General features: G+C 66.4%; 7 protein-coding genes. 1 reads left to right on the top strand and 6 read right to left on the bottom strand.

Translation table 11 applies throughout. The features are described from left to right. Positions 1 to 822: RluA family pseudouridine synthase (locus tag Q0716_RS08750; protein WP_299022149.1), on the bottom strand; the 822-nt coding region annotated here is incomplete at its 3' end. 39 nt (positions 823 to 861) lie between these two features. Here Q0716_RS08750 and Q0716_RS08755 point away from each other — a divergent pair. Further along, positions 862 to 1,686 (top strand): outer membrane protein assembly factor BamD, encoded by an 825-nt coding sequence (locus Q0716_RS08755; RefSeq protein WP_299022151.1) that lies wholly within the window; start codon positions 862 to 864, stop codon positions 1,684 to 1,686. A 91-nt stretch (positions 1,687 to 1,777) separates the two neighbouring features. Here Q0716_RS08755 and rplI read toward each other — a convergent pair whose 3' ends face one another. The 5 genes from rplI to Q0716_RS08780 all read right to left on the bottom strand — a co-directional run. Then, positions 1,778 to 2,230 (bottom strand): 50S ribosomal protein L9, encoded by a 453-nt coding sequence (gene rplI, locus Q0716_RS08760; RefSeq protein WP_299022152.1) that lies wholly within the window; start codon positions 2,228 to 2,230, stop codon positions 1,778 to 1,780. Positions 2,231 to 2,244: 14 nt separating this feature from the next. Continuing rightward, on the bottom strand, positions 2,245 to 2,526 hold the full coding sequence (gene rpsR, locus Q0716_RS08765; RefSeq protein WP_299022154.1) for a 30S ribosomal protein S18: 282 nt from the start codon (positions 2,524 to 2,526) through the stop codon (positions 2,245 to 2,247). Positions 2,527 to 2,537: 11 nt separating this feature from the next. After that, complete coding sequence (priB, locus tag Q0716_RS08770; protein WP_299022155.1) at positions 2,538 to 2,855, bottom strand: primosomal replication protein N; 318 nt, start codon at positions 2,853 to 2,855, stop codon at positions 2,538 to 2,540. Next, positions 2,852 to 3,214, bottom strand: a complete 363-nt coding sequence (rpsF, locus tag Q0716_RS08775) for a 30S ribosomal protein S6 (RefSeq protein ID WP_299022156.1) — start codon at positions 3,212 to 3,214, stop codon at positions 2,852 to 2,854. The genes priB and rpsF overlap by 4 nt, the downstream gene beginning before the upstream one ends. 75 nt (positions 3,215 to 3,289) lie before the next feature. Further along, positions 3,290 to 5,061 (bottom strand): VC_2705 family sodium/solute symporter (locus Q0716_RS08780; protein ID WP_299022158.1); only part of this gene is annotated, 1,772 nt, incomplete at its 5' end.

Here is a 5,061-nt window from a genome sequence, read left to right on the forward strand (position 1 = left end):
CACGCGAATCTGGTGCGTGCGCCCCGTGTGCAGCTTACACCCCACGAACACCCAGCGGGCATCGCCCCCCGAGCCGCCCGCCAGGCGGCGTACGTCCGTGCGCGCTGGCTTGGCGCTGGTGCTGGCCGTGGGGTGCACCGCCATGCGCAGCCGCTGCCGCGGATCGCGGCCGATGGGCTGGTCGATGGTTAGCTCGTCCGCGTGGCGCCACGGCCCTGCTGCCAGCGCCACATAAATGCGCTGGACGGCGCGCTGCGCGATCATCGCCACCAGTGCATCGAACGCGCGGGACGTCTTGGCCACGACCATCAGGCCACTGGTATCTTTATCCAGGCGGTGCACAATGCCTGCGCGCGGCAACTGCGCCGCACCCGCGTGGTGCGCGAGCAACCCATTGAGCAGCGTACCCGACCAATGCCCCGCCGCCGGGTGCACCACCAGCCCCGCCGGCTTGTCGATGACCAGCAGGTGTTCGTCCTCGTACACCACGGCCAGCGCCATCGGCTGCGGCACGAACGCCTGCGCTTGCGCCGTCGCGCGCAGCTCGACGGATACCGACTCGCCCACACGCAGCCGCCGCGCCGCCTTGGTCAGCGGCTCGGCACCCACACGGACGGCGCCGTCGGCGATGAGCTGCTGCAGGTAGCTGCGCGAGACCTCGGGCACGCGCGCCGCCAGCCAACGGTCGAGCCGCTCGCCGTGGCCCTCGCGGTCGACGACGAAGCGGCGCCACTCGGATTCGGCGCCGACCTCGTCCGCGCCGTCATCGATGACATCGGGCGGCGCCGCGACGTCGCCCTGGACCTCTATAATTTTTGACATCCTGTTTGCTGCTGCGGCAGCGCGCCTGAGGGGCGCTCCATGAAAACCCAACGATTATCCGTCGATCATCTGCGCGCGCCCATCCTGTCCACCGTCGCCTTGAGCGTCGCCCTGCTGGCGGGCTGCGCCAGCCAGCCCGACAAAGACGTCACCGCCGGCTGGAGCCCCAACAAGCTCTACGCCGAGGCGATGGACGAGCGCAATTCGGGTAACTACGAGCGTGCGATCCAGCTGTTCGAAAAACTCGAAGGTCGCGCCGCCGGCACCCCGCTGGCGCAGCAGGCCCAGCTCGAAAAAGCCTACGCCCACTACAAAAACGGCGAACCGGCGCAAGCGTTGGCGACGCTGGATCGATTCATCAAGCTGCACCCCGCCAGCCCCGCGCTGGACTACGCGCTCTACCTCAAGGGCCTGGTCAACTTCAACGATAACCTCGGGCTGTTCGGCTTCATTTCGCAGCAAGACCTGTCCGAGCGCGACCAGAAAGCCGCCAAGGACTCGTTCGAGGCGTTCAAGGAGCTCGTGGAGCGCTTCCCCGACTCACGCTACGCACCGGACGCGCGCCAGCGCATGACGTACATCGTCAACGCCTTGGCGCAGTACGAGGTACACGTCGCGCGCTACTACTACCGGCGCGGCGCCTACGTGGCAGCGATCAACCGGGCCCAGACCGCGCTGCGCGACTACCAGAACGTGCCCGCCGCCGAAGAGGCCCTGTACCTGCTGATGAAGTCCTACGAGGCGCTCGGGATGGACGAGCAAGCCCGCGACGCGCGCCGCGTGTTGGAGGCCAACTTCCCCAACAGTGCCTTGCTCACCCACGGCCTGCGCCGCGACAGCAGCCCGTGGTGGAAACTGTGGTGAACGCCAGCGGCCCCGTCCGTCGTTGCCCCAGTCACCCATGAACGCGAAGGCCGCCCCGAAAGGCGGCCTTCGTTTGCTGGGGTCACCTCGGTCAGACCGTCTCGCCCAGCACCTGGACGTTGACGTCTACGACCACGTCGGTGTGCAGCGCGACCTGGACAGTGTAGTCGCCCACCATCTTCAGCACGCCGTTGGGCATGCGGACCTGGGCCTTGGCGACCGGGAAACCGGCCTTGGTCAATTCGGCCGCAATATCGTGGTTGGTCACGGAACCGAACAGGCGGCCATCGACCCCCGCCTTCTGGGAAATCTTGAGCGTGGTGCCATGGAGCTTCTCGCCCAGGGCCTTCGCTTCGGCCAACTTGGCAGCGGCCACGCGCTCGAGTTCGGCGCGACGCGCATTGAACTCGTCGATGGCGGCCTGGGTGGCCCGGCGGGCACGGCCGGTCGGGATGAGGTAGTTGCGGGCGTAGCCGTCTTTGACCTTGACGATATCGCCGAGGTTGCCCAGGTTGACGACCTTGTCGAGCAGGATCACTTGCATGGTATCGGGCTCCTTCAGACGCGGTGCTGGTCGGTGTACGGCAGCAGCGCCAGGAAACGGGCACGCTTGATCGCGGTGGCCACCTGGCGCTGGAAGATCGCGCGGGTGCCGGTCAAACGGGCCGGGATGATCTTGCCGTTTTCGGCAATGAAATCCTTGAGCGTGTCGATGTCTTTGTAGTCGACCTCTTCCACGCCGGTGACGGTGAAGCGGCAGAACTTCTTGCGCTTGAACAGCAGGTTGTTGCTGGCGCGCTTGGGGCGGTTGTTGCCCTGATTGCGTTGCGGTGCAGCCATGATGATTCGTCCTAAATCGGCTTGAATGCTTGAATGTGAAACACGACCCCGTTGCCGCGGCGCGCACTGGTCAAAAACCCGGCACACCACAGCGTGGACCCCAGCGTCTGGCGGGCCAAGCGTTCGGCATCGTCACCGAACGCCACCGCCTTCAGCCGCAGCGCCACGTGTCTGGGCTGACCGGCTTCGACTTGCGTGGACGCATGCTCCAGCAACACGTCCAATGCAGCGATACCGGCGGGTGTGTAGCGCATGCCCGCGGCTTCGGCGAGCGTGGCCACCAGCTCCAGGCGGTTGACGGGAGACGCGGTCGCCGCTGCTGGGATCAAGCAGCGGCTTCCTGTTGCGCCTTGCGGGCTTCCTCGCGCTCGACGGCCTTCATCATGGCCGACGGGCCGGTCTCGGCCTTCTTCTTCTGGACCACCAAGTGGCGCAGCACGGCGTCGTTGAAGCGGAAGGCATGCTCGAGCTCGTTCATGACGTCCTGCCCGGCCTCAATGTTGAGACACAGGTAGTGGGCCTTGGACAGCTTGTTGATCTGGTACGCGAGTTGGCGACGACCCCAGTCCTCGACACGGTGAATGATCCCACCGCCGGCCGTGATCATGCCTTTGTACCGCTCCAGCATGGCTGGCACCTGCTCGCTCTGATCCGGGTGGATCAGCATGACGATTTCGTAGTGACGCATGGACTCTCCTTATGGAACGACTGCCACCCCCCGCGTCGACTGAAGGTGTGGCAAGGAAACCTGCAATTATAGCTGTCAAAAAGGCGCGCGCAAACGCCGCACCCAAGCGCGCCGTTGTGCCGACGGCCCCGGGGTGAGCAAGCTGACCAGCACCAGCACGGCCAGGCCGACCGGCACGCCGAACACCCCGGCAGCGATCGGCTGGATGTCCCACCACAAGGGTGCCTCCCCCTGCAGCCCCAGCACCGAGCGCAGCCACGGCTGGCGCGTCGCCATGTAATACCCCGTCACCCCAAGGCCGGCGATCATCCCCGCCACCGCGCCCGGCCCATTGGCGCGTGACCAGAAGATTCCCATGACCAGCGCCGGAAAGAACGCCGCGGCCGCCAGCGAAAACGCGGCCGAGACCAAAAACAAAATGTCGGCTGGCCGCTGGGCCGCGATATAGGCGGCCAGCAGCGCGACGATCAACAACAGTACTTTCGACAGCGTCACCCGCCGCGCCGTGTCGGCATTGGGATCGAGGGTCTTGTAATACAGATCATGGCTGAGCGCGCTGGTGATGACGAGCAGCAGCCCATCGGCCGTCGACAAGGCCGCGGCCAGTCCACCCGCCGCGACCAGCCCCGCCACCACATAGGGCAGTCCGGCGATCTCGGCCGAGGCCAGCACGATGATATCGCCCCCGATCGTAATCTCCCCCAGCTGCAGCCCGCCATCGCGGTTGACGTCGCGCACCGACAACAAGCCCGGATCGACCCGACTCCACGCCTGCACCCACGAAGGCAGCGCCTCGAACGAGGTGCCGACCAGGCCGTCGAGCACCTCGACCTTGACCAAGACCGCCAACGCGGGCGCGGTCAGGTACAGCAGCGCGATGAAGCCCACCGCCCACGCCACGGACTCGCGCGCCTGCCGTACGGTGGGGACGGTGTAGAAGCGCACCAGCAGGTGCGGCAGCGCTGCAGTGCCCACGGTCAAGCAAAACACCAGCGCCAGAAAATTGCGGCGCGAGCGCTCGACCGCGTCTGGACCGCTGCCGTCCAGTCCGACGAAGGGCTCGGCATGTGGCGGCATTCCTCCCAGCGCGGCGACCTTGGCCTGGGCCTGCTGGAGCTGCCGTGTCCACAGCGCCCGCGCCGTGTCCTCGTCACGCGGCAAGCGCGACAGCACACGCTCGGCTTCCGTGATCTCAGCGGGCTCGGCACCTAAGCGCCGCAACGCCTCGATATGATTGACCAAGAGGGTGCGCTCACGCTCGAGCGCCGCCGCCGGATCGCGCAGACGATCCGTCAACACATGGACCTGATGCTCCCAGATACGCCGCACGTGCGCTTCCTGGGGGTCGACGGCCAATGCCTGCTCCCGCTCGGTCACCTTCTGCAACTGCTGGCCGGTGATCATGGGCGGCAACGGCCAACCGGTTTGCTTGGCCGACAGCCACACCACCGGGACGAAAAAGGCGATGAGCAGCACGATGTACTGCGCCACCTGCGTCCAGGTGATGGCACGCATGCCGCCTAGAAACGAACACACCAGGATGCCGCCCAAACCCAGGAAAACCCCCACCTCGAACGCCAACCCGGTCAGGCGCGATGTGATCAGCCCCACGCCATAGATCTGGGCCACGACATAGATGAATGAGCACAGCAGCAGCGCCACCACGCCCAACAGCCGCGGCACACGGCCGCCGTAGCGCTCGGCCAGAAAGTCGGGAATCGTGAACTGCCCGAAGCGCCGCAGGTACGGCGCCAGCAGCAGCGCCACCAACACGAAGCCACCGGTCCAGCCCAGCACGAAGGCCAGCCCGCCAAAGCCCTGCAAGTACAGCGTGCCAGCCAGCCCCA

Source organism: uncultured Tepidimonas sp. (assembly GCF_938045175.1).
In the GTDB taxonomy this organism is placed as follows: domain Bacteria; phylum Pseudomonadota; class Gammaproteobacteria; order Burkholderiales; family Burkholderiaceae_C; genus Tepidimonas.